The organism is Oleiphilus sp. HI0043 (assembly GCF_001634935.1).
This window is the reverse complement of sequence record NZ_LWEY01001171.1, coordinates 1-1,515: the sequence shown is the minus strand read 5'-3', so window position 1 is coordinate 1,515 and position 1,515 is coordinate 1. Positions and strand designations below refer to the sequence as shown.

The 1,515-nt window shown below is 40.7% G+C and carries 2 protein-coding genes and 1 pseudogene; all 3 read right to left on the bottom strand.

Going from position 1 to position 1,515, the window contains the following annotated elements:
• Positions 1–155 (bottom strand): annotated as a pseudogene (locus A3729_RS33985) (IS110 family transposase); the annotation flags it as partial.
• A gap of 484 nt (positions 156–639) precedes the next feature.
• Positions 640–912, bottom strand: coding sequence for a type II toxin-antitoxin system YafQ family toxin (locus A3729_RS13495; protein WP_068511095.1), 273 nt, complete (start codon positions 910–912; stop codon positions 640–642).
• Positions 912–1,184, bottom strand: a complete 273-nt coding sequence (locus tag A3729_RS13490) for a type II toxin-antitoxin system RelB/DinJ family antitoxin (RefSeq protein ID WP_068511093.1) — start codon at positions 1,182–1,184, stop codon at positions 912–914. The genes A3729_RS13495 and A3729_RS13490 overlap by 1 nt, the downstream gene beginning before the upstream one ends.
• Between the last annotated feature and the right edge of the window lie 331 nt (positions 1,185–1,515).

Genomic DNA, 1,515 nt, shown 5'->3' with positions numbered 1-1,515 from the left:
TCAAACTGTCTTGCCATCTTGGTAAGTGATACTTTGGCTGAAGAAACTCTTCCAAGATGCTTTACTTCTGAGCCTCGTTGATCTTCGCAATATGCGACTTCGGTGAACTCCTTATGGGTGTCCAATCCGACAAAAATTATGGTATTGTTTTTCATGGTGCTGGCCTCCGCTTATATGGTATGACACATATATTATGGCTCTGGCTTTGCTAACCCACGATAGGAGGTCAGCACTCTTTTGGGACGTGGGGAGTCATTATGTCTAAATGTTTTTTGGCTCTTAAGGTTTAGGGCTCAATATTCGGCAGGGAATGCTCGTTTCTTATCATGTATTCCTCCGTTTAAAGTTTTAGGGTAGGTGGCACGTTTTCCCACTGTTCCGCTCTGCTGTTTAAGTTTCTCAGGCACATTTGAATTTGTAGAGGCTTCGTCGGTGGTGTGTTCCTAGGGAGTCCGGTAAAGTCGCCATCTAGGGTGTTTTTGTCTCTGGGCCAGTACAAAGGTTTTAACGTGGTGTTTGGTGTAGTTGGGTGTTCTAAAACATCTAACCAGTTCATCAAACATCACTCCGGCCACAAAAACACGTGGCCTGCGTTGGACGCACGATAGAGCCGTGCGCCGTTTATAAAAGCGTTACATGCTAGCGAAATAGCTCACTATGAGTTCCAATCCTTGCAAGTTTTAAAGAGTTATTATCTGCTTTATATATTAAAAGCAAGTCTGGCTTAACATGACAATCACGGTAACCTTGCCAATTACCCGACAACATATGATCAACATATTTATCTGGCAAAGTTTCCCCAAGCTGTAATAGTTTAATCACGTGCCCAACTTCAACTACATCAGGAATGGGCAGTTTCGCAATTTTCTTAAAATCTTTTTTAAATTGCGTTGCGTATTCAAGTGTGAGCATTATTTCAAGCCACCAATGTCTAAATGGTTAAAAAGCTCTTCAATAGTTCCAGCTTTAGTGCCATTTCCAGACTCTAGCTCTTCAATTGCATTTGCTGTCAAAGTATTTGGTGTTTTTGCTTTAAGTTCAAAAGGTATTCCACCATAATTAATAACAGCTTTGGCAAATAGCTTTAAGGCTTGCGAGGTGCTTAGACCCATATCGTCACATACATTAGTAAATGCTAGCTTTGTGTCATGGTCTATGCGTGTACTTAGCATTTCTGTCTTCATATTTGATACCTATTTGCTTAATATGTAATACATAGTAAAACGAAGTATAGCAAAGTGCATGTAACAAGGCCATCTTGCGGATCTCGTTTTCTGTCACCTTTTATGCAAAGAAACGCATAAAAGTCGCCATCAAACTTCGACCGCAAATGGCGGCGTTATATGCGCAAAAGTACCAAACACTTGTACGCGGTTTTCTTAGTTTTGTGCAAAGATGGCCTTCTTATAAAGTCAGGTTATCATCAAGGTTCAGTGTTCTAAAAATTAGTTTTTTGCTCAGCGTAATCGGGTCACTTTGATGGGTGGTTTCGTTGACAGTTCAGGTAAGAATTTA

Bases quoted from the DNA above. Each gene is read 5' to 3' on its own strand.
- A3729_RS13495 (WP_068511095.1), bottom strand. From the start codon at position 912: ATGCTCACACTTGAATACGCAACGCAATTTAAAAAAGATTTTAAGAAA.
- A3729_RS13490 (WP_068511093.1), bottom strand. From the start codon at position 1,184: ATGAAGACAGAAATGCTAAGTACACGCATAGACCATGACACAAAGCTA.